The sequence below is a fragment of the Hymenobacter sp. BT559 genome (assembly GCF_017571525.1).
In the GTDB taxonomy this organism is placed as follows: Bacteria; Bacteroidota; Bacteroidia; order Cytophagales; family Hymenobacteraceae; genus Hymenobacter; species Hymenobacter ginsengisoli.
Window position 1 is genome coordinate 1 of record NZ_JAGETY010000006.1, and the last position, 22,811, is coordinate 22,811.

Consider the following 22,811-nt stretch of genomic DNA (forward strand, 5'->3'; position numbering starts at 1 on the left):
CATCTCTACCGAACGACCCTAGCGGCGTGATAGAGATGCTTCGACAAGCGGACGCCAGATGAGCATGACGTTCACCGGATTCCTTTAATGATTAAAAGTCACCTTCTGCGCTCCTTCACCCCACTGCTAGCCGTAGTGCTCCTGACGTCCTGCGCGAAAGACGCCTACCTGTTCACGTCGTTTCGCGAGCCGGCCACCGATGGGCTGCACCTGCTCTACAGCTACGATGGCTACAAGTGGCAGGACTTGGGCCGCTCGTTTCTGACGCCGCAGGTCGGCCCAGCCAAGCTGATGCGCGACCCCAGCATTACGCAAGGGCCGGATGGCACCTACCACCTCGTCTGGACCTGCGGCTGGAAGGGCGACAAGGGCTTTGGCTACGCCAGCTCCAAAGATTTGGTGCACTGGTCGGAGCAGCGCTTCATCGACGTGATGAGCCAGGAGCCGACTACCGTGAACGTGTGGGCGCCCGAAATTTTCTACGATAAAGGCACCCAGCAATACCTCATTGTGTGGGCCAGCACCATCCCGTTTCGCTTCCCCAAAGGCCAGGAGGACGAGGATAATAACCACCGCCTCTACTACACCACGACTACCGATTTCCAGACCTTCACGCCCGCCAAGCTTTACCTCGACCCTGGCTTCAGCGCCATCGACTCGGAGGTGCTGCGGCGCGGGAAAGATGATTACGTGCTGGTAGTGAAAGACAACACCCGGCCCGAGCGCGATATTAAAGTAGCTTTTGGGCCAACAGCGCTAGGGCCTTTTTTGAACGTGTCGAAGCCCTTCACCGCCAATTTCACGGAAGGCCCTAGCGTAGCAAAATTGCCGCATAACCAATGGCTGATTTACTACGATGCCTACCGCGAGCACAAGTACGGCGCCGTGAAAACCAGCGACTTCAAAACCTTCACCGACGTGTCGGCCCAAACCAGCGTGCCGGTGGGGCACAAGCACGGCACCATCATCGCAGTGCCCCGCAAGGTGCTGAAGAAACTTCAAGCCGTGGCCGCTAATACGGCGGCCGTTACCACTTCAAGCCGCGCCACTCATGACTAAGCTCCGACATTTTCTTGCCGGCACCGCAGTGCTTGGGCTGCCAGGCCTAGCGCTGGCCCAATCGGCCGAAACAGTCCACTACACCGGCACCACGCTCAGCAACGTGGACTACCACCACGGCCAGCTGCGCCCGGCCATCGGCACGCACTGCCGGCAAGTGCTGCGCGCCAACCGCGAGCACCCCGACGCCGCCAACGGCGAGGGCTGGACCTACAACCACGCCCCCATGCTGGCCTACTGGCAAAACCAGTTTTACCTGCAATACCTCAGTAACCCAGTGGGCGAGCACGTGCCGCCCGGCCGCACCCTGCTGATGACCTCCAAGGATGGCAAGGCGTGGACCAATCCTACGGTGATTTTCCCGCCCTACAAAATCCCCGACGGCACCACCAAGGAAGGCCACCCCGGCAAAGTCGCCAAGGACCTCTATGCCGTGATGCACCAGCGCATCGGCTTCTATACCTCGAAGAAGGGCCGCCTGCTCACGCTCGGCTATTACGGCATCGTCATCGAGCCGCACGACGACCCCAACGATGGCCACGGCATCGGCCGGGTGGTGCGCGAGGTGCTGCCCAATGGCAAGTTTGGGCCGATTTACTTTCTACGGAATAACACGTCGTGGGATAAGTCGAAGTCGTCCTACCCCTTCTATACTAGCAGTAAGGACAAAGGCTTCGTAGCCGCCTGCGAGGAAATCCTGGCCAACCCGCTCATGATGCAGCAGATGGTGGAAGAGCAGGACCGCAAAGACCCCTTGATTCCGATTCAGAAGGATTACAAAGCCTTCAGCTACTACCATTTGCCCGATGGTAAGCGAGTGGTAGGCCTCTGGAAGCACGCCCTCACCACCATCAGCCCCGACGGCGGCAAAACCTGGCCCAACCCAGTCATTCGCGCGCCGCACTTCGTAAACAGCAACGCCAAAATCTGGGGTCAGCGCACCTCTGATGGTCACTACGCCACGGTATATAACCCCTCGGAATTTCGCTGGCCGCTGGGCATTTCGACCAGCGCCGACGGCCTCAACTACACCGATTTGTGGCTGGTGCACGGCGAAATCACGCCCATGCGCTACGGCGGTGCCTACAAGAGCTACGGCCCGCAGTACGTGCGCGGCATCCAGGAAGGCGACGGCATTCCGCCCGATAAAAACCTCTGGGTAACCTACAGCGTGAACAAGGAGGACCTCTGGATTGCCTCAGTGCCCGTGCCCGTGCGTGCCACCGCCACCGAGCCAGCCAACGACGTGTTTGCCCAGCTGCCCGCCGGCCAGGAGCTAGCCAATTGGAACACCTATAGCCTGGTACAGGCGCCCGTCGAAATCGGTAAGCTACCCGATGGTACCAAAGGCCTAGTTTTCCAAGACGCCGACAAGTTTGACTACGCCAAAGCCGAGCGCATCATTCCCGAAGCCAAGAAAGTAGTAGCCGAGTTCTCAGTAATTCCTGCCCAAAACGACAAGGGCGAGCTGCAAATCGAGTTTCAGGACACCAAAGGCTCCCCAGCCGTGCAGCTCACCTTCGACGCCGAGGGCAACTTCCGCAACAAAGCTGGCGCCCGGTTCAAGAACATGACCAAGTACGTGGCCGGCCAGCAGTACGACGTGCGCGTGGCGCTCGACGCTGATACCCGCTCCTATACCGTGGCTATCAATGGCAAGCAAGCCGGCACTTACATCTTCTACGCGCCGGTTGCCTCGTTCGAGCGCATCATGTTCCGCACCGGCGAAGCCCGCCATTTCCCTACCCCCGACACCCCCGCCGACCAAGACTATGACTTGCCGAAAGCGGGGGATTCCGAGCCGCTGGCGGTGTTCTACCTAAAGTCGCTGAAGACTTCCGCGCCTGAAGCTGCAAAAGGGCTAGGCCTTAATTAAACTACTACCCATGAGAACGTCATGCTAAGCTTGCCGAAGCATCTCTACTGCGCCGCTAGGGGTACTAACCAGTAGAGATACTCCGGCAAGCTTAGCATGACGAACGTCTTTCTGACTCGTCTATGCCTTCTCGATTACTCAAGAGCTCCAGCTTCTCCAACGTTGCCGCGCTGCTGCTTTTGCTGCTCGCCTTCACGCAAGCCCACGGCCAGCGCACCGAAACGCAGCTCCTCTCCGGCCCCGACAAAGACCACACCGTGAAGTGGCAGTTTTACTGCACCGCCGGTCGCAATTCGGGCAAGTGGACCACCATCCCGGTGCCCTCGAACTGGGAGCTGCAAGGCTTTGGCAAGTACAACTACGGGCACGATAAAGACACCGCCCGCGGCAAGGAAAAGGGTCTTTACAAGTACCAATTCAAGGTGCCGGCCAGCTGGCAGGGTAAGGTCGTGAACATCGTTTTCGATGGCGCCATGACCGATACCGAAGTCAAAATCAACGGTCAGTCGGCTGGCCCCGTGCACCAGGGCTCGTACTACCGCTTCCGCTACGACATCTCGAAGCTGTTGAAATACGGCAAAACCAACCTGCTCGAAGCCACTGTGGCCAAGCACTCGGCCAACGAGTCGGTGAACGGTGCCGAGCGGCGCGGCGACTTCTGGATTTTCGGCGGCATCTTCCGGCCGGTGTTTTTGGAGACGCTGCCGGCAAGTCATATCAGCCGCGTGGCGCTGGATGCGCGGGCCGACGGCTCTCTAAAGGCTAGCGTCTACACGGGCGGCGCGGCCGATGAGGTGGTGGGTCAACTCTATACCCTAGCTGGGCAAAAAGTAGGTGGCGAGTTCCGAGTCGCCGTGGCGGCGGGCAGCCCCGCGCAGCTCCAAACAACCGTGCCCAACGCCCAGCTCTGGACGCCCGAAACCCCCAACCGCTACCGCCTAGCGCTCACGCTGCGGCAGGGTGGTAGGGACGTGCATACACTCAACCAGCGTTTTGGCTTCCGCACTGTGGAGCTGCGCGAGCGCGAGGGCTACTTCGTCAATGGCGTGAAGGTCAAATTCAAGGGCGTGTGCCGACACTCATTCTGGCCCAGCTCAGGACGCGCTACCAGCAAAGCGCTCAGCATCATGGACGTGAACCTGATGAAGGACATGAACATGAACGCCGTGCGCATGTCGCACTACCCCCCCGACGACCATTTCCTGGCCGCCTGCGACTCCCTAGGTCTGTTTGTGTTTGATGAGGTAGCCGGCTGGCACGCCGCCTACAACACGCCCACCGGCACCAAACTGGTAGAGGAAATGGTGTCCAAGGACGAAGCCCACCCCAGCATCATCGGCTGGATAAACGGTAATGAGGGCGGCCACAACTTCGACCTCGACCCCGTGCTCGACCGCATGGACCTGCAAAAGCGACCCGTGGTGCACGCCTGGCAGGTATTCCGCGGCACCGATACCCAGCACTACATCAACTACGACTACGGCAACGGCACCCATCTGCACGGCCACAACATCGTGTTTCCCACCGAGTTTCTGCACGGCCTCTACGACGGCGGCCACGGCGCGGGCCTCGAAGATTACTGGGAGCAAATGTGGCGCGAGCCGCTCTCGGCCGGCGGCTTCCTCTGGGACTTCTCCGACGCCGCCGTGGTGCGCACCGACAAAGGCGGTATCCTCGACACCGACGGCGACCACGGCCCCGATGGCATTGTGGGCCCGTACCGCGAAAAGGAGGGGAGCTACTTCACCATCAAGGAAGTGTGGAGCCCCGTATTCTTCGAGCGCCGCGAAATCACGCCCGCCTTCGACGGCGCCTTCCGCATCCAAAACCGCTTCATCTACACCAACCTAAGCGCCTGCAAATTCACCTGGAAGCTGGCCCAACTGCCCATGCCCGGCAGCGCCGCCGCGCCCGCCCCGCGCACCGGCACCATCGACGCGCCCAGCATTGCGCCCACCGAGTACGGCCCGCTCAAGCTGGCGCTGCCCGCCGACTGGCAGCAGGCCGACGTGCTCTACGTGACTGCCACCGACCCTAGTGGCCGCGAAATCTACACCTGGAGCTGGCCTATTGCCCGCCCCGCGCAGGTGGCCCAGCGGCTGGTGCCTGCGACCGGCTCCGGCTCGGCCACCATCACCGAAACCGACTCGCTCTACACCGCCAGCGCCCACGGCGTCACGCTCACCTTCAGCCGCAAAACCGGCCTGCTGCGCCAGGTGCGCAACGCCAAGGGCCTCATTCCGCTCACCAACGGCCCCGTGCTGGCCGAAGGCGAAACCGCCTTCGAAGGCCTCAAGCAGCACCAGGACGGTGCCAACGTGGTCATCGACGCCACCTTCGGCAAGGCCAGCCGCTACCAGTCGCTGCAATGGACGGTGTACCCCTCCGGCTGGGTCCGCATGACGGCCAAGTACTTTCCCAAAGACTACGATTTTGCCCTGGCCGGCCTCAGCTTCAATTACCCCGAAAAGGAAGTGCGCGGCATCCAGTGGCGCGGCGATGGCCCCTACCGCGTCTGGAAAGACCGCCTGAAAGGCACCAACCTAGGCGTGTGGACCAAGGCCTACAACAACACCAGCACTGGCGAGCCCGACGGCACCAAGAGCCCGCTCTACCCCGAGTTCAAGGGCTACTACTCCAACTTCTACTGGCTCACGCTCCAAACCACCGGCCAGCCCCTCACCATCATCTGCGACCAGGAAGACGTGTACCTGCGCCTCTTCACGCCCCGCTTCGCCGCCAAGCCCTACAACACGGCCCCGGCCTTCCCCAGCGGCAACCTCTCGTTTATGCACGGCATCACGCCCATCGGCACCAAGTCGCAAAAAGCCGAAAACATGGGCCCCATGGGCAAAACCAACATGTACTACGACTACAGCAAAGACCCGTCCTACGCCAAGGAAATCACGCTGTACTTCGATTTCTCGGGAGATGGGGCGCCTGCGCCAAAGACTGTGGGGAAGAAGTAGGAAGGACCAGAAAACCTTTCTAGGCGGTCATGCTTCGGCTGCGCTCAGCATGACCGCCTTTTTCGTAGCTTCGTTAATCGGACACAAGGAAATTTCCCTCGCCCTAAGTTTGCCTGATATGCAACCTATAACCCCACATACCAGCGTTGCCGACTACTACTACGGGGTACTAAGCAACCTAAGCGCTGATAGCAAGCTAGACCTCATTTCGCGGCTTTCGCAATCGCTTAAGCAGCATCAGGAACCAGTATATCCAAGTTTGGAATCCCTTTTCGGAGCCTATAAAGGCGAGGAAACAGCAGAGGAATTAATAGCCGCTATTCGGAATTCCAGAGTTTCCACCCGAGACATTGAGCCGCTTTGAAAACGTACTTGCTTGATACGAACATCTGCATCTACTTCATCAAGGGCTTGTATGAGCTCAACCGCAAGATTGAAGCAGTTGGGCCAACAAACTGCTTCATCTCTGAAATGACGGTGGCAGAACTCAAATACGGCGTTGAGAACAGCAAAACACCGGAATCAATGCGGCCAATTGTGGAGGCATTCATTCCCAAATTTGCCGTTATTCCCGTTTACGATGCGCTCGATGTGTATGCGGCCGAAAAGGCTCGGTTACGCCGGCAAGGGCTGATGCTCGATGATTTTGATATCCTGATTGGCGCGACGGCCATTGTTAACAACATGACGTTGGTGTCCAATAATCAAAAGCATATGAGCCGGCTAGCCAGTATAAATCTGCAGGACTGGACGATGGCAGAGCCTGTATAAGATGATGCAGCCCACCCCGCTACCCACCAAACCCCATTACCCCATCCTCGACGGCCTGCGGGGCGTGGCGGCCCTTATAGTAGTGGCCTTTCACTTGTGCGAGGCCCACGCTACCAGCCACCTCGACCAGGTGATAAACCACGGCTACCTGGCGGTGGATTTCTTCTTTTTGCTGTCGGGCTTCGTGATTGGCTACGCCTACGACGACCGGTGGGGGCGCCTCACGGTGGGCGGTTTCTTCAAGCGGCGGCTGGTGCGGCTGCAACCCATGGTGGTGCTGGGCATGGTGATAGGGGCGGGAATGTACTACTTCCAGGCGTCGGCGCTGTTCCCCATCATCGGCCAGACGCCGGTGTGGAAGGTGCTGCTCGTGATGCTCATCGGCTGCTTTATGGTGCCGGTGCCGGTGTCGCTCGACGTGCGGGGCTGGCACGAAACCTTTCCGCTCAACGGGCCGGGCTGGTCGCTGTTTTTCGAGTACGTGGCCAACGTGCTGTACGCGACGATGGTGCGCCGCTTCTCCAACCTGGCGCTGGGCATCTTGGTGGTGCTGGCGGCGGGGGCGCTGCTGCACCTGGGCCTCACCAGTCCCCAGGGCGATGTCATTGGGGGCTGGTCGCTGGAGCCCGAGCAGCTGCACATCGGCTTCGCCCGCATGACGTACCCGTTTTTTGCGGGGCTGCTGCTGTTTCGGCTGGCGCGGCTGCGGCCGGTGCAAAATGCCTTCTGGTGGTGCAGCCTGGCGGTGGTAGTGGTGCTGGCCATGCCCCGCATCGGCAGCCCCGCGCAGCTGTGGCAAAATGGGCTCTACGATGCGCTCTGCATCATTTTCGTCTTCCCCGCTATCATCTTCTTCGGGGCCAGCGGAGCGGTGCGCTCGGGTGCGGCCCAGCGGCTGTGCCGCTTCCTAGGTGATATTTCGTATCCGATTTACATCACGCACTACCCGCTCATTTACACCTACACGGCCTGGGTGGCGACCCATAAAGTGTCCTTGCGCGAGGGCTTGCCCGTGGCAGCGCTGGTCTATCTGGCGGCGGTGATTCTTGCTTATGTTTGCTTGAAGTTCTACGATGAGCCGGTGCGGGAGTGGTTGAGGAAGAAGGTGTTGATTAAAAATTGGTGATAATGATTCAATAGATTCATGAGTTTTCTAGTGTAAAACATGAATGCAGTAATTAGCAAGAATCACTAAGATTATATTTGTCTCCCTAAATGTCTTAGTTCTAAAAATGCGTCGAAGATACAGGTCTTATTCTTCTAAAATCTATTTCTACAAAAAAGAAATAGATTTTACTGATGGATACTTAGACTACAATCAGTTCTTACTGCAAGAGTTCTTTGTGGCTGATTGCGAGACAAAAGAAAATATATTGGATTCTTACAGAAGTATTTATGGAAACCGTTCACTGGGGTACCTGAAAAGCAAGTATTTGGAATGGGCAAACGGAAACTATCATTTAACTGATTTGATAAGAGGGAGAATTCTGGCAATGATGCCAAAGTTATTAAATGACCAAGCTAAGCATAAATTGGGTATTCATGATTTCGTGTATTCAATTAAGGAATCTATAAAGTCATTTCAAGTATCTCAAAAAACAATTTATAAAAACTATAATAGCTCAACAAATTTGCAGGATATTTCTCGTGTTTTCCAACAGGAGTACGATAGAATACAAGAGTTAAAAATAAATAGATTTAGATTTAATGTGCTCACTGAAGAAGAGAAAATAGAGGTAATCGAGGTGTGTAAATACATTCTTGAGATAAAACTTGAAAAAGCGTTTGCTCAGATAAAAAGGGATATAGAAGTGTTCCTGCCATATATGAGCAAATTTAAAATAGGGGTTTTTTCGGCTAAGTATTACATCGCTTTTTGTAATATAGTTATTGATTTTGCTAAAGTTGATTCTTATGAAATAGATAATTTCAAATTAAATATACATGATATTGAAGTTGATGGTAGATTTAAAATGTATGCTGACAAATATTTGGCCTATGAGCTAGTAGGAATTCAGAAGGAAGTAAAGCAAGCTATAGGGGATTCCTTTCTAAATTCGAATGATGTACAGGTGCTTATTAAAAATTATGAAGAGCTCTTAGGCAGTGATTACGAGATAGAAATGGCCTCTGTGTTTCAAGGCGAAGGCGGAAAGCTTCAAATTAAAGTGCAGTTGAAGCCCTTGGCAATGATAAAAACATCAATATTGTTTTTGTTTTTAAGGGTTTTTCTTTACATTGCTTGTGTGATAGGGGCTATTTTTTTTGTTATTAAATATAATTTATTGGCTCTGTTGTTCTATTTTGGAATTTTCTTAGGAGTGATGATATATAATCTTATAAGGTCAGAGATTAAGCAATTTAAATCACTTAAAAAAGAGCTTAAAATACATGGAAGGTAGTCAACTTTCAAGACTTGATAATGTCAAGATGATTGATATTATAACTAAGATTCCGAATCTGACGGAGCAGGATAGGCATGACCTTTCTTTGCGTGTTGCTTCCGATGATGTTGAGGTTAGGAAAAGTGTTTTGGAGAAAATCACTCAGAGTCATATTGCTCAACATGATTTAATTTTCATACTTGGAGAATTAGCAGCTCTTACTAAAAAGGGTATGTATGTGAAATCCAAGCAGACAATTAAAACAGGGTCTGGAACTTTTGAAATAGAAATGAAGGGTGGAGATTTAAAGCTCATAATACCTGTTTTGATAATTTCAGGTATTGTGTTAATAGGTGCGCTTGTGGTTTTGTTCTGGAAGTAGAAGTTCATTTTATTCTGTATTGAAAATCTAATCACCCATTCCACCATCCTCCCCACACCATGCACAAATCGACCAGATTCGTGCTAACATCCTAGAATAACGGGAAGCAAAAAAGTCCGAACTATGTGGGTGCCGAACTGCGACCCGCGCACCCCCAGCCGGCCCGGTGGCCGAGACGCTTGCTCTACCTTAGGGCGGGCGTAGGGGGAAGACTCCGACTATGACTGCCCGACTTCTGTTTCTGCTACTTACTTGTTTGTCGCTCACGGCCTTGCGGGCCGCGCCGCCTGCTGCTGTGCAGCTTCAGCGGCTGCGCTGCGAACTGCTAACCAACCCCGAAGGCATCGACGCCACCGCCCCGCGCCTGAGCTGGGAGCTGAGCGGGCCGGCGCGCGGCCTCACCCAAACGGCCTACCAGGTGCTGGTGGCCTCCACGCCCGAGAAGCTGGCCGCCGACGAGGGCGACTTGTGGAACTCGGGCAAGGTGGCCGCGGCGCAGTCGGTGCACGTGGGCTACGGGGGCGCGCCGCTGCGCAGCCAAGCGCGCTGCTACTGGAAGGTGCGCACCTGGACCAGCCAGGGCGAAACCGCCTGGAGCGCGCCGGCGCAGTGGAGCATGGGCCTGCTGAACTACCTCGACTGGAAAGGCCGCTGGATTGGGCTGGACCGCGCCTTTCCGTGGGACGATGAGACGACCCACGCCCGGCTGTCGGCCCGCTATTTCCGCAAGGAGTTCAAGGCCGCGAAGGCCGTGACGCGGGCCACGGCGTCCATCATCGGGCTGGGGCTGTACGAGCTGTATGTGAACGGCCAGCGCGTGGGCGACCAGGTGCTGGCGCCCGGCCCCACCGACTACACCCAGGGCGTGAAGTACAACACCTTCGACGTGACGCGCCTGCTGCGGCCGGGCGCCAACGCCCTAGGTACCGTGCTCGGCAACGGCCGCTTCTACGCCATGCGGCAGCACTACAAGCCGTATAAAATCAAGACCTTCGGCTATCCCAAGCTGCTGATGCAGCTAGATTTGACCTACGCCGACGGCAGCCACGAGGTCGTGAAAACCGACGAAACCTGGCAGGCCACGGCCGACGGCCCCATCCGGGCCAACAACGAGTACGACGGCGAAGAATACGACGCCACCAAGGAAATGCCCGGCTGGAGCACCGCTGGCTTCGACGCCCAAAAGTGGGGCAAGGCCGAGCTGGTGCAGGAGCCCGGCGGCGCCTTCGAGGCCCAGATGAACGAGAACATGAAGGTGATGGAAACCCTGAAGCCGGTGGCCCTCAAGCCGCTAGTGGGCGGCAAGTTCGTCCTCGACATGGGCCAGAACATGGCGGGCTGGCTGCGGCTGCGCGCCACGGGACCTAGGGGCCAGAAAATCACGCTACGCTTTGCCGAGACGCTGCAAAAAACCGGCGAGCTGTACGTGGCCAACCTGCGCGATGCCCGCGTGACCGACGTGTACACGCTGCGCGGCGGCACCCGCGAAACCTGGGAGCCCACGTTTGTGTACCACGGCTTCCGCTACGTCGAAATCAGCGGCTACCCCGGCACGCCCACGCTGGCCGATTTCGACGGCCGCGTGGTGTACGACGACCTAGCCACGACGGGCGAGTTTACGACCTCCAACGCCACCATCAACCAGGTGTATAAGAACGCCTACTGGGGCATTCGGAGCAACTACAAGGGCATGCCCATCGACTGCCCGCAGCGCAACGAGCGGCAGCCCTGGCTCGGCGACCGTACCACCGGGGCCTACGGCGAGAGCTTCGTGTTTGACAACTCGCGGCTGTACGCGAAGTGGCTCGACGACATTGCCCAGGCCCAAAAAGCCGACGGCAGCATCCCCGACGTGGCCCCCGCCTTCTGGCGCTACTACGGCGACAACGTGACCTGGCCCGGCACCTACCTCACCATCGCCGACATGCTCTATGCGCAGTACGGCGACGCCCAGCCCATTGCCAAGCACTACGACTCGATGCGCCGCTGGCTCGCCTACATGCGCGCCAACTACATGACCGCCGGCTACCTTGTGACCAAGGATAAGTACGGCGACTGGTGCGTGCCGCCCGAATCGGAGAAGCTGATTCACTCGCAGGACCCCGCCCGCAACACCAGCGGCGAGGTCATCGCCACCAGCACCTACTACCATATGCTGACGCTGATGCAGCGCTTCGCCACCGTGCTCGGCAAGCCCACCGATGCGCAAGAATACGCCGCCCTAGGTGCCAAAATCAAGGACGCGTTCAACCAGAAGTTCCTGAACGCCCAAAACCAACAGTACGCCAACAACACCGTGACGGCCAATCTGCTACCCTTGGCCTACGGCATGACCCCCGACGCCGAGCGCGGCAAGGTGTTCCAGAACATCGCCGATAAAATTTTGGTCGAAAACAAGGGACACATCAGCACCGGCGTCATTGGTACGCAGTGGCTCATGCGCGGCCTCACCGCCGAGGGCCGGCCCGACATTGCCTACAAACTGGCCACCAACCGCGACTACCCGAGCTGGGGCTACATGGCCGCCAACGGCGCCACCACCATCTGGGAGCTCTGGAACGGCAACACCGCCGACCCCGCCATGAACTCCCAAAACCACGTGATGCTGCTCGGCGATTTAATCATCTGGGACTACGAAAACCTGGCAGGCATCAAGTCGGCCGCGCCGGGTTTTCAAGAGATAGAAATGAAGCCCGCCCTGATTGACGGGCTGACCTCGGTGCAGGCGTCTTATAACTCGGTGCGCGGCCTGGTGCGCAGTAGCTGGACGCGCGATGCGAAGCGCTTCACCTGGAACATCATGGTGCCGGGCAATGCCAAGGCGCTGGTGTACGTGCCGGCCAAGGATGCGAAGGACGTGACAGAAAGCGGCAAAAAGGCTTCTGGCGCGGCTGGGGTGAAGTTTTTGCGGATGGAAGGGGCGCGGGCAGTGTTTGAGGTTGGCTCGGGGGAGTATGCGTTTGTGGCGAAGATGTAAAATAGAAAAGAACGTCATGCAGAGCGCAGCGAAGCATCTCGCGTGCAATGCTAACTAATGACGTTGCGACGATTGAATTACTACCCCACGCGAGATGCTTCGCTACGCTCTGCATGACTGTTAAGAATTTTTGTTGATGAATAAAATCCTCTTTGTAAAAAAACTAAAATCCAGCAGCCTGGCCCTAGCGATAGGTGCCACGCTACTAGCGTGCCCACCCGCCGCCCAGGCCCAAACCCCAGCGCCCACCATTGCGCAAATCCCCGCCACCGCCAAGTGGTCGGAGCGCATGGCGCTGTCGGTGCTCAAGCGGAGCCCGTGGCTGCAAGACCCGGCCCTAGGTGACTCCTGGGGCTACACCCAGGGGCTGCTGATGCACGCGCTAGAAGCGCTGGAGCACCAGAACCACGACCCGCGCCTGCGCACCGCCTTGCAGCAGTACGGCGACAAAATGGTGGATGCCCAGGGTGAGATTCACAACAAAGACTACAAGGCGCTGGATAACAGCCTCGACAACATCAACTCGGGCAAGCTCCTGTTTCAGCTCTACACCGATACCAAGCAGGAGAAGTATAAAATTGCCCTGCAAAAGCTGCACGCGGAGCTGCAGCAACAGCCCAAAACCAGCGACGGCGGCTACTGGCACAAGAAGAAATACCCCAGCCAGATGTGGCTCGACGGGGCCTACATGGCTAGCCCATTCGTTGCCCAGTACGCGGCGTATTTCAAGGAGCCCGCGGGGTTTGATGAGGCCGCCAAGCAGCTGCTCTTGCTCGAAAAGCACCTGCGCGACCCCAAAACCGGCCTGCTCTACCACGGTTGGGACGAGAAGCACGTGCAAGCTTGGGCCAACCCCCAAACCGGCCAGTCGCCCAATTTCTGGGGCCGCGCCATCGGTTGGTACGGCATGGCGCTGGTCGATGTGCTCGACTACCTCCCCGCCAAGCACCCCGACCGCCCTAAGCTGGTGCAGGTGCTCGACCAGTTGGCCGTGGCCATCCAGAAATACCAGGACCCCACCAGCGGCCTCTGGTACCAGGTGGTGGACAAGGGCGGCCAGCCCGGCAACTACCTGGAGGCGTCGGCCTCGGGCATGTTTGTGTACACGCTGGCTAAGGGCGTGAACAAGGGCTACCTCAACAAGAAGTACCGCCCGGTGGCCCAAAAAGGCTTCGACGGCATCACGTCCAAGCTCATTGAAGTGAAGCCCGACGGCGAGCTAAACCTGCTGCAAGTGTGCGAAGTAGCCGGCCTCGGGCCCGGCACCGAGCGCAACGGCTCCTACGAATACTACGTGGGCGAGCGCATCAAAATCAACGATTTGAAGGGGGTAGGGCCGTTCATTATGGCCAGCCTCGAACTCAATAAATAGCGGCTCCGGCCATCCAACGTACCGCCATGAGAAACCCCATTTTGCTACTGGCCCTCGGGCTGCTTGCGCACGGCGCATCGGCCCAAACGCAGCCGTGGAAACAGGGCATCGTCACCGACGAATTCATCTTCGAAAAAGCGCCCTTCCCCGAGAGCCACGCCGCCACCATCGCCGAGACACCAAAGGGCCTCGTGGCCGCCTGGTTTGGCGGCACCAAGGAGCGCAACCCCGACGTGGGCATCTGGGTGAGCCGCCAGGAAAACGGCCACTGGACCGCCCCCGTGGAGGTGGCCAACGGCATCCAAAATGAAACCCTGCGCTACCCCACCTGGAACCCGGTGCTCTACCAGGCCCCCGGCGGCGAGCTGCTGCTGTTCTACAAAATCGGCCCGAAACCCTCGGAGTGGAAGGGCTGGCTGCGCACCTCCAAGGATAACGGCCTGACGTGGTCGGCGGCCCAGGCGCTGCCGGAAGGCTACATCGGCCCGGTTAAAAACAAGCCCGTGCTGCTCAAAAATGGCACTTTGCTATCGCCCACCAGTACCGAGGGCAGCGGCGGCTGGCTGGTGCATTTCGAGGCTTCGCCGGATTTTGGCAAGACCTGGACCAAAACCTCGCCCGTGCCCAACGGCGCAACCCAGGGCGCAATTCAGCCCAGTATCCTGACCTATAAGGACGGCCGCTTGCAAGCCCTCTGCCGCAGCCGCGACCGCGCCATCCTCGAAACGTGGTCGACAGACCAAGGCAAAACCTGGTCGCCCCTCGCTAAAACCACCCTGCCCAACAATAACTCCGGCACCGACGCCGTGACCCTGCAAGACGGCCGCCAGCTGCTGGTGTACAACCACGTGTTACCCCCCGGCACCCTCGCCAAAGGGCCCCGCACGCCGCTGAACGTGGCCGTGTCAAAGGACGGCAAAGAGTGGTACGCGGTGGCTATTTTGGAGGATTCGCCCATCAGTCAGTACTCGTACCCCTCGGTGATTCAGACCAAAGACGGGCTGGTGCATTTCGTGTACACCTGGCGCCGCCAGCGCATTAAACACGCCGTGCTCGACCCCAAAAAGATGAAGCTGGTGAAGATTGAAAACGGCGTGTGGCCAGCCATGAAAGGCTACACAGCGCCGGTGGGTGAGGCGGAGATTACGAAGGATTAACTGCATGATAAGCCAGAACGCCAACTAAAAACGCCCGTCATGCTGAGCGCAGCCGAAGCATCTCTACCTCCATACTAACTTCTGACGCTAGCAACGAAGCGGTAGAGATGCTTCGACTTCGCTCAGCATGACCGTTTTTCTGCCCAAGCTCATATTCCCACCCATGTCCAGATTCTTCTGCCTGCTTCTAGGTTTACTTTTCCTCACCACCGCCGCCCAGGCGCAAAACTCCGACGACCAGTACCGCGAGCCGTTGCAGCAGGTGCTGGAGGAAATCCAGCAGCGCTACGGGGTGAAAATCCGGCCCGACGCGACCATGGTGAAGGACAAGTACGTGACCTACGCCGAGTGGCGCTTCCGCCCCGACGTAGACGAAACCTTGCGTAGCGTGCTGGCCCCCTTCGACTACCAAGCGGCGAAAACCGGCGACAAAACCTATAAGCTCAAAACCTTCCAATACCACCTCAAAACGCCGGACGAAGGCGCAGCCCAACTGGCACAACTAGCCAGCCAGTACCACGACGCGGCTACCTGGGAGAAGCGCAAGGCCGAGCTGCGTAGCTGCATGTGGTCGGCGCTACGGCTGTCGCCCATGCCGGCCAAGCCGACCAGCAAACCCATCATTACCAATAAGCGGCAGTTTGATGGTTACACCGTGGAGAACGTGGCCATCGAAACGTTACCGGGCTACTACATGACCGGCTCGCTTTACAAACCCACTAAGGCCAAGGGCAAAATCCCGGTTATCATCAGCCCCGACGGGCACTTTGGCGACGGGCGCTACCGGGCCGATGCGCAATTGCGCTGCGCCACGCTGGCCCGCATGGGCGCGATGGTATACAGCTACGACCTCTTTGCCTGGGGCGAGTCGCTGCTGCAATTCAAGGGCGAAGACCACCGCCGCAGCCTCGCCATGACGGTGCAGGCCCTGAACGGCGAGCGTACACTGGACTACCTGCTGTCGCTGAAAGACGCCGATAAAACCCGCGTTGCTATTACCGGCGGCTCGGGCGGCGGTAGCCAAACCATGCTGCTCACCGCCCTCGACGACCGCATCAAAGTGAGCGTGCCGGTGGTGATGCTCTCGACTTACCACAGCGGCGGCTGCCCCTGCGAAAGCGGCCAGCCCGTGCACCTCTGCGGCAACGGCACCAACAACGCCGAAATCGCCGCCATGGCTGCCCCCCGCCCCCAACTCGCCATCACCGACGGCGGCGACTGGACCGCCCAGACGCCCGAAGTCGCCTACCCCTACCTCCAAAAAATATACGGCTACTACGGCAAAACCGACCTTGTGCAAAACGTGCACCTGCCCAAGGAAGTCCACGACTACGGCCCTTCAAAACGGCAGGCGATGTACGAGTTCATGGCCAAATACCTAGGGCTAAACTTGGCTGCTGCTGAAGACAAAGCCGGCAAGCTGGACGAGTCGCACGTGACGGTAGAAAAGCAGGAGGCGCAACTCGTTTTCGGGCCGAAAGGGGAGGGACTGCCGGCCAATGCGCTGCACAGCTTCGAGGACTTGCAGGCGGAGTTTAATAAGCTAACGGCTGCCCGGTAAATGATGTAGCGTGGACTTTGTAGTCCGTGTACGAGCGCAGCGAGTATCGACGCTTGCGCGGTCAGTTTTGAAGGACTTAAAGTGCAGCCGACGATACTCGCTGCGCTCGTGCGCGGACTACAAAGTCCACGCTACTTCCCACTCGTATGGCCTATCGCCTTTTATCACTCCTCAGCCTGCTCGCCGCTGCGCCAGCCTACGCCGCCGACATCTGGGTGGCGCCCGCCGGCTCGGACCACAACCCCGGTACCCAAGCGCAACCGTTAGCAACTCCCAATGCCGCTCTGCGCCAAGCCCGTGATTTACGTCGCCTGCACGATGCCTCGGTGGCCGGTGGTGTGCATATCTGGCTGAAGGGCGGCGAGTACCAACTGGCGGAGACGTGGTTTTTCCGGCCCGAAGACGCGGGTACAGCCGACAGCCCTACGGTAGTAGCCGCCGCGCCTGGCGAGCGGCCGGTGCTGAGCGGCGGCGTGTCGGTAACGGGCTGGCACAAAGCGGTTGGTAAAATTGCGGGCTTGCCGGCTGCGGCGCAGGGCCAGGTATGGGTAGCCGCTGCGCCGCTACTAGGCGGGCGCGCCCTCAATTTTCGCCAGCTGTGGGTAAACGGGCGCAAAGCCACCCGCGCCCGCACGCCCAACAACGATAACCTGCCCCGCCTGCTCACCTGGGACACCGACAAGCGCGAAACCACCGTGCCGGCTGCCGCGCTTAGCGGCGTGCGGCAGCCTAGCCAGCTGGAAATGGTGCTGCACCAGATGTGGGCTGTAAACGTGCTGCGTGTGAAAACCCTGGCCGTGCAGGGCGACAAAGCCCGCGTGACGTTTCAGGAGCCCGAAAGCCGCATACAGTTTGAGCACCCGTGGCCGCGGCCCATCATCAACGGCAAAAACGGCAGCTCGGCTTTCTACCTCACCAATGCGGTCGAGCTGCTCGACCAGCCTGGCGAGTGGTTTTACGACGCTCCCCACGGGCGAGTGCTGTACTGGCCCCGCTCCGGCGAAAACCTGGCTACGGCTCAGGTAGTAGTGCCGGCCCTGGAAACGGTAGTGCGGGTAGACGGCACCCTTGACCAGCCGGTTAGCTACCTTCAGTTTAAGGGATTGACCTTCGCCTACACCACGTGGCTGCGGCCCTCGGAGCAGGGCCACGTGCCCCTGCAGGCGGGCATGTATCTGCTGGATGGTTATTCGCTGGTAAAGCCTGGCACTCCTGGCAAAGCCGGCCTCGAAAACCAGGCCTGGGTTGGCCGGCCGCCGGCTGGGGTGGAGGTGCAGGGCGCGCACCACACGCGCTTCGAGCGGTGCCAGTTTCTGCACATGGGCGCCACGGGGCTGGACTACCAGAGCGGGACCCACGACGACGTTATTAGTGGCTGCACTTTCCGCGACGTGGCCGTGAACGGTTTGCAAATGGGCAAGTTTTCCGACGAAAGCGTGGAAGCACACCTGCCCTACAACCCAAAAGACGAGCGGGAAATCTGCACCAATGAGTCGATAGAAAATAACCTTGTTACTGATTGCGGCAACGAGGACTGGGGCGCGGTGGGAATCGGCGCTGGCTTTGTACGCGGCGTGACCATTCAGCACAACGAGGTGGCGCAAGTGCCCTACACTGGCATTAGCCTAGGCTGGAGCTGGACCAAAACGGCTAATGCCATGCGCGATAATCGCGTGCAGGCCAACTACATTCATCACTACGCTCAGCATACCTACGATGTGGCGGGCGTGTATACGCTCTCCGCCCAGCCGGGCACGGTCATCAGCGAAAACCGCGTCGACGAAATTGGGCGGGCGCCCTACGTGCACGACCCCGACCATTGGTTTTACCTCTACCTCGACGAAGGCTCGTCCAACATCACGGTACAGGACAACTGGTGCCCCGCCGAGAAATTCCTGGCCAATGCCAACGGACCTGGAAATGTGTGGAAAAACAACGGGCCGATGGTAAGCGAGACCATTAAGCAGGCCGCGGGGCTGGAAGCGGGGTATCAGGATTTACGGAAAGCAATACCAAAAACCAACTAAGAACGTCACTGCCACAAGGCAATCCATCACCCTACCTGATGCTAACACCTTACCTGAAACAGGCTGTGGCTGTGCTGCTCTTGCTGCTCAGCGCTGCGACAGCCCACGCCCAAACCGCCCCAAAGGCCACTTGGATTTGGTACCCCGGCGACTATGAAATCTGGCTGGGCAACCAGATGCAGAACCGGCGCACCGAGCGCGGCACGTTCTTTCCGGTGTTCTGGCGGATGGATAGCCACTACGTGCTCATCGATTTTCACAAGGACTTCGACCTCGCGCAGCCCGAAGAAGTGGAGCTGCGCGCCGAAGGCCAGTACAATGTGAAGCTCGACGGCAAGCCGCTGACTGGTGCGCCCACGCGCCTGACAGTGCCCGCCGGTAAGCACCGGATTAACCTCAAAGTGTACAACCAAGCCACGCCGCCCGCGGTGTTTGTGTGGGGTAAAACCATTGCCTCCGACGGCTCTTGGCTGGTGACCTATGAGGACAAAGAGTGGATTGATGCTTCGGGCAAAACCTCTGACCAATCGGGCACTACGTGGCTCCAGGCAGGCGCCTGGAATTTTGATTCGCCCGAGGCGCGGCCCTCGGCCTATAAGCTGCCGACGGAGGAGCGCCGGGCCGCCCGCGTCGAGCGCACGGCGCAAGGCATGGTGGTGGATTTTGGCCGCGAGACCTTTGGGTACATCAAGCTGCATGGGCTGCAAGGCAAGGGCCAGGTGGCAGTGTACTTCGGCGAATCGAAGGAAGAGGCCCTAGCCACTGAAACCTGCGAAACGCTGGAATACCTGCCCGTAGACCAGCCGCAAAAAGGCGACCGCACCACCAGTCTCTCGAAGGCCTTTCGCTACGTGAATATCCGGCCGGAGGCGGGCGTGCGCCTCGATTCGGTGTCGCTGCTCTACGAGTTTGCGCCAGTAGCCGAGCGGGGCAAATTTCGCTGTTCGGATGCCCAGCTCAATAAAATCTGGGACGTGGCGGCCTACACCATGCACCTCAATACGCGGGAGTTTTTCATCGACGGCATCAAGCGCGACCGGTGGATTTGGTCGGGCGACGCCTATCAGAGCTACCTGATGAACTACTACTTGTATTTCGACACGCCGACTGTGAACCGCACGCAGTTTGCGCTGCGTGGTAAAGACTCGGTTACCAGCCACATCAACACGATTATGGACTACAGTTTTTACTGGTTCATCAGCGTGTATGATGCCTACCAGTACACCGGCGACAAAACCCAGGTGCAGCAGCTCTACCCCCGCATGCAGAGCTTGATGCAGTACGTGCTAGGCCGCCGCAACCCCGATGGCCTGCTCGAAGGCCAGGCCGGCGATTGGGTATTTATCGACTGGGCCGACGGGCTGAGCAAGAAGGGAGAAGTCAGCTTCGAGCAAATTCTCTTTTGCCGTAGCCTCGAAAGCATGGCGTTGTGCGCCAACCTGGTAGGTGACCAGCCTGACGCGGCTACCTACCAGAAGCTAGCCGCCGATGTGCGCGCCAAAATCTTCGCCACCTACTGGAATGCCAGCAAAGGCGCGCTGGTGCACAGCCAGGTAAACGGCCAGCCCACGAGCAACGTGACGCGCTATGCCAACATGTTCGCTATCTTCTTCAACTACCTGAGCCCCGAGCAGCAGCAGCAAGTGAAGCAGTCGGTGCTGCTGAACCCGCAGGTGCCCAAAATTACGACGCCCTACATGCGCTTCTACGAGCTGGAAGCGCTCTGCGCGCTGGGCGAGCAGCCCTATGTGCTGAAGGAAATGAAGTCGTATTGGGGCGGGATGCTCGACCTGGGCGCCACCTCGTTTTGGGAAGAATACGACCCCGCCAAGAAGGGCGCCGAGCACTACGCCATGTACGGCCGGCCCTTCGGCAAAAGCCTGTGCCACGCCTGGGGTGCCAGCCCGATTTACCTGCTTGGCAAGTATTACCTCGGCGTGAAACCCCTCACGGCCGGGTATGCCACCTACGAAGTAGCGCCTACGCTAGGGGGGCTGCAATGGATGGAAGGCACCGTGCCCACGCCGCAGGGCGACATTGCGGTATCGTGCAGCGCCAGGCAAATCAAGGTGCGCGGCGCGAGCGGCAGCGGCACGCTACGCTTCCGCAGCAAGACCAAGCCGCGCTGCAAGGGCGCAAGCATTCTGGCTAAAGGCAACGGCCAGTATGAGATGCCGCTAGCCCCTAGCCGCGAGTACCAGGTGACTTACCAAGCCCTGTAATGGAACAGCCGCTGCGAAACGCTCCGCAACCTCCCGCCAGCTTCAGCGGGAGCCTACGTCTGCACCGCCGGGTGCTGCTGCTAGCGCTAGGGCTGCTAGCCCGCCTCAGCGTTGCGCAGCCGGCCGGCCCTATGTCGGTGGTGGAAATTACTGGCAAAACGCCGCTGGCTGCTGACAAGCTGCTGGCACTGTGTCAGAAATATCAGGTGCCCGCCACCTGTGTTTACCACTGGCAAAACCATCTGGTCGCCTACGGGCAGGCCCCGAAAATCAAGACCGTGCAGCAGCGCCTGGGTGCGCTGTATCCCGGCAGCTCGGTGCAGTTGTACGCCGCGCCTTTCTACCAATTCGACCGGCAGCGTTGCACTGATAAAGCCGTAGCCAAGCACTGGGACAACGTGCTGCTGACCGCCAACCTAGTGCCCGACGAACGCAAGCAACGCGCGTACCTCCGCTACCACGCCACGCAATTTGAAAAGTGGCCCGAAGTGGCTACGGGCTTCTGCAATGCCAGCTTTCAGCAGCTGCTGGTGTTTCGGCAGGGGCGGCAGCTGATGCTGGTTATCAGTATTCCGCACGGCGCGAGCCTTGATGAGCTGAACCCCCGCACAACGCTGCATAATCCGCGCGTGGAGGACTGGAACCGGCTGATGAAGCAGTACCAGCAGGGCCTGCCCGGCACCAGGCCCGGCGAGACGTGGGTGTTTTTGAAGCCAGTGGCGGCGGGATAAGTGGTGCCTTTTAAAAAATAAGCGAATGGTCATGCTGAGCGCAGCCGAAGCATCTCTATCGGCCGCCTAGCGCAGCCGACTGCAACGAAGCGGGAGAGATACCTCGGTTGCGCCCAGCATGGCGGACGAGAGACCAGCAGCAACGACTCCTAACTCATAATTCAGAACCCATAACTAAAAAGATGCTTACCCTAGGAATCCTGGGCCTCGGTGAGGGCCGCAGCACCATGTCGGCCGCGCTGAACAGCCCCAAATGGAAGCTGAAAACCATCTGCGACCGCAACGAGGCCCTGTGCCGCCACCGCGCCGAGGAGTTCAATTTCCCGCACTATACTACGCAGTATCAGGAGATGCTCGACGATACCGAAATCGACGCCATCGCCATCTATACCCCCGACCACCTGCACGCCGAGCACGTGGCGCAGGCCCTGCGAGCCGGCAAGCACGTCGTCTGCACCAAGCCATTTATTGACGACCTGGCCAAGGCCAATGAACTACTGGCGCTGGCCGCAAGCTCGGGCAAAAAGGTGTTTATTGGCCAAAGCTCCCGCTTTTTCGAACCAATGAAGCGCCAGCGGGCCGACTACGAAGCTGGGCTCATTGGCGAACTGATTACCATCGAAGCCTACTACCACGCCGACCACCGCTGGTTTTTGGAAAAAGGCTGGTCCTTGGAAAATGCCTTCAAGTGGCTCTACGGCGGCCTCAGCCACCCGGTAGACTTTATCCGCTGGTACCTGCCCAATATCGAGGAAGTGATGGGCTACGGCATGCTCAGCAGCAACGGCACGAAAGGTGGGCTGAAGCACCAGGATACCATGCACTTCATCTTCCGGGCCACCGACGGCCGCGTGGCCCGCGTGAGCGGCGCCTACACCGGCCCCGTGCAGCCCGTGACGCGCGACTCGGAGATGAGCTGCATCTTGCGGGGTACTGAGGGGGCTAGCCAGGGCGACTACATGGACCTGCGCTACGCCATCACCGACCGCACTGGCGAAGAGCGTATTATCACCTGGGAGCACAAGCTCAAGCACTATTTCCGCTTCGAAGGCAAGAGCCACCACGCCGGCGAATACCAGAATTACCTGGAGTATTTCGCCGACTCTATCGAGCAGGATTTCACCGCCTACCCCGACATCCGCGAGGGCATCGGTACCATCGCCCTGTTGCAAGCCATGGACCGCTCGCTCAGCACCGGCCAGCCGATAAAAGTGCGTGATGTGCTAGCCGAGCACGGTGTGCAGCTATAACACAAGGCCTGGCGCTGGCTCAGCGCAACTTGCGCTAGGCCTATTCCTGCTCAACTTCCACCCCAACCCTTTC

General features: G+C 58.7%; 15 protein-coding genes. All 15 read left to right on the plus strand.

Annotated features, from left to right (window positions below):
- Positions 1–87: 87 nt before the first annotated feature.
- Positions 88–1,059 (plus strand): glycoside hydrolase family 43 protein, encoded by a 972-nt coding sequence (locus J4D99_RS09620; protein ID WP_208131496.1) that lies wholly within the window; start codon positions 88–90, stop codon positions 1,057–1,059.
- Positions 1,052–2,935, plus strand: coding sequence for a sialidase family protein (locus J4D99_RS09625; protein ID WP_236018602.1), 1,884 nt, complete (start codon positions 1,052–1,054; stop codon positions 2,933–2,935). The genes J4D99_RS09620 and J4D99_RS09625 overlap by 8 nt, the downstream gene beginning before the upstream one ends.
- A gap of 122 nt (positions 2,936–3,057) precedes the next feature.
- Positions 3,058–5,904 (plus strand): glycoside hydrolase family 2 protein, encoded by a 2,847-nt coding sequence (locus J4D99_RS09630; RefSeq protein ID WP_208131497.1) that lies wholly within the window; start codon positions 3,058–3,060, stop codon positions 5,902–5,904.
- A gap of 360 nt (positions 5,905–6,264) precedes the next feature.
- Positions 6,265–6,675 (plus strand): type II toxin-antitoxin system VapC family toxin, encoded by a 411-nt coding sequence (locus J4D99_RS09635; RefSeq protein ID WP_208131498.1) that lies wholly within the window; start codon positions 6,265–6,267, stop codon positions 6,673–6,675.
- Between the two features lies 1 nt (position 6,676).
- Positions 6,677–7,801, plus strand: a complete 1,125-nt coding sequence (locus J4D99_RS09640) for an acyltransferase family protein (RefSeq protein ID WP_236018603.1) — start codon at positions 6,677–6,679, stop codon at positions 7,799–7,801.
- Positions 7,802–7,907: 106 nt separating this feature from the next.
- Complete coding sequence (locus J4D99_RS09645) at positions 7,908–9,077, plus strand: hypothetical protein (protein ID WP_208131499.1); 1,170 nt, start codon at positions 7,908–7,910, stop codon at positions 9,075–9,077.
- Complete coding sequence (locus J4D99_RS09650) at positions 9,067–9,441, plus strand: hypothetical protein (RefSeq protein WP_208131500.1); 375 nt, start codon at positions 9,067–9,069, stop codon at positions 9,439–9,441. Before J4D99_RS09645 ends, J4D99_RS09650 begins: the two co-directional genes overlap by 11 nt.
- A 220-nt stretch (positions 9,442–9,661) precedes the next feature.
- Positions 9,662–12,418, plus strand: a complete 2,757-nt coding sequence (locus tag J4D99_RS09655) for an alpha-L-rhamnosidase (RefSeq protein ID WP_208131501.1) — start codon at positions 9,662–9,664, stop codon at positions 12,416–12,418.
- Between the two features lie 136 nt (positions 12,419–12,554).
- A complete protein-coding gene (locus J4D99_RS09660; RefSeq protein ID WP_208131502.1) occupies positions 12,555–13,790 on the plus strand; it encodes a glycoside hydrolase family 88/105 protein in 1,236 nt (411 codons plus the stop codon).
- Between the two features lie 26 nt (positions 13,791–13,816).
- Positions 13,817–14,947, plus strand: coding sequence for a sialidase family protein (locus J4D99_RS09665; RefSeq protein ID WP_208131503.1), 1,131 nt, complete (start codon positions 13,817–13,819; stop codon positions 14,945–14,947).
- Between the two features lie 163 nt (positions 14,948–15,110).
- Positions 15,111–16,508 carry an alpha/beta hydrolase family protein gene (locus tag J4D99_RS09670; protein ID WP_236018604.1) on the plus strand — a complete coding sequence of 466 codons (1,398 nt, stop codon included), beginning with the start codon at positions 15,111–15,113 and terminating at the stop codon, positions 16,506–16,508.
- A gap of 146 nt (positions 16,509–16,654) precedes the next feature.
- Positions 16,655–18,535: a right-handed parallel beta-helix repeat-containing protein gene (locus J4D99_RS09675; protein WP_208131504.1), complete on the plus strand. Its 1,881-nt coding sequence runs from the start codon at positions 16,655–16,657 to the stop codon at positions 18,533–18,535.
- Positions 18,536–18,573: 38 nt separating this feature from the next.
- Entirely contained in the window at positions 18,574–20,757 is a 2,184-nt protein-coding gene (locus J4D99_RS09680) for an alpha-L-rhamnosidase-related protein (protein ID WP_208131505.1), read from the plus strand.
- Positions 20,757–21,488: an L-rhamnose mutarotase gene (locus J4D99_RS09685; RefSeq protein WP_208131506.1), complete on the plus strand. Its 732-nt coding sequence runs from the start codon at positions 20,757–20,759 to the stop codon at positions 21,486–21,488. The genes J4D99_RS09680 and J4D99_RS09685 overlap by 1 nt, the downstream gene beginning before the upstream one ends.
- Before the next feature lie 182 nt (positions 21,489–21,670).
- Entirely contained in the window at positions 21,671–22,738 is a 1,068-nt protein-coding gene (locus J4D99_RS09690) for a Gfo/Idh/MocA family protein (RefSeq protein WP_213019543.1), read from the plus strand.
- Positions 22,739–22,811: the final 73 nt, after the last annotated feature.

Coding starts and splice junctions, on each gene's coding strand:
- J4D99_RS09685 (WP_208131506.1), top strand. CDS start 20,757: ATGGAACAGCCGCTGCGAAACGCTCCGCAACCTCCCGCCAGCTTCAGC.
- J4D99_RS09650 (WP_208131500.1), top strand. CDS start 9,067: ATGGAAGGTAGTCAACTTTCAAGACTTGATAATGTCAAGATGATTGAT.
- J4D99_RS09690 (WP_213019543.1), top strand. CDS start 21,671: ATGCTTACCCTAGGAATCCTGGGCCTCGGTGAGGGCCGCAGCACCATG.
- J4D99_RS09620 (WP_208131496.1), top strand. CDS start 88: ATGATTAAAAGTCACCTTCTGCGCTCCTTCACCCCACTGCTAGCCGTA.
- J4D99_RS09640 (WP_236018603.1), top strand. CDS start 6,677: ATGATGCAGCCCACCCCGCTACCCACCAAACCCCATTACCCCATCCTC.
- J4D99_RS09665 (WP_208131503.1), top strand. CDS start 13,817: ATGAGAAACCCCATTTTGCTACTGGCCCTCGGGCTGCTTGCGCACGGC.
- J4D99_RS09670 (WP_236018604.1), top strand. CDS start 15,111: ATGTCCAGATTCTTCTGCCTGCTTCTAGGTTTACTTTTCCTCACCACC.
- J4D99_RS09630 (WP_208131497.1), top strand. CDS start 3,058: ATGCCTTCTCGATTACTCAAGAGCTCCAGCTTCTCCAACGTTGCCGCG.
- J4D99_RS09660 (WP_208131502.1), top strand. CDS start 12,555: ATGAATAAAATCCTCTTTGTAAAAAAACTAAAATCCAGCAGCCTGGCC.
- J4D99_RS09625 (WP_236018602.1), top strand. CDS start 1,052: ATGACTAAGCTCCGACATTTTCTTGCCGGCACCGCAGTGCTTGGGCTG.
- J4D99_RS09655 (WP_208131501.1), top strand. CDS start 9,662: ATGACTGCCCGACTTCTGTTTCTGCTACTTACTTGTTTGTCGCTCACG.
- J4D99_RS09645 (WP_208131499.1), top strand. CDS start 7,908: ATGCGTCGAAGATACAGGTCTTATTCTTCTAAAATCTATTTCTACAAA.
- J4D99_RS09675 (WP_208131504.1), top strand. CDS start 16,655: ATGGCCTATCGCCTTTTATCACTCCTCAGCCTGCTCGCCGCTGCGCCA.
- J4D99_RS09680 (WP_208131505.1), top strand. CDS start 18,574: ATGCTAACACCTTACCTGAAACAGGCTGTGGCTGTGCTGCTCTTGCTG.